This window comes from Chitinophaga sp. GbtcB8, from assembly GCF_019091455.1.
GTDB lineage: Bacteria > Bacteroidota > Bacteroidia > Chitinophagales > Chitinophagaceae > Chitinophaga.
Genome location: NZ_JAGXJN010000312.1, coordinates 1 through 245, shown reverse-complemented (window position 1 = coordinate 245; position 245 = coordinate 1). Strand labels below are relative to the sequence as shown.

1 pseudogene is annotated in these 245 nt (G+C 47.3%); it reads left to right on the top strand.

The window, feature by feature from the left end:
• Positions 1 to 203, top strand: a pseudogene (locus KVT36_RS31960) (glycosyltransferase); the annotation flags it as partial.
• Positions 204 to 245 lie beyond the last annotated feature (42 nt).

Sequence of the window (245 nt, the reverse complement as noted above, 5' to 3'; positions counted from 1 at the left end):
AGCAGGAGGCAGATGCACAATGGAGATGGTATGGACCGTACCTGACCTATGGAAATGCCGTGCTGCCGGAAGCTATGATGATGGCCTACCAGGTAAGCGGCAATACCAGCTGGCTGCATACGGCAAAAGGAAGCCTGGAGTTCCTGTGCAGCAAAACCTTTACGGATAATTACATGAAAGTGATTAACAACAGGACCTGGTAACACAAAAACACACAGGAAAATATTACAAATACTTTGGACGGC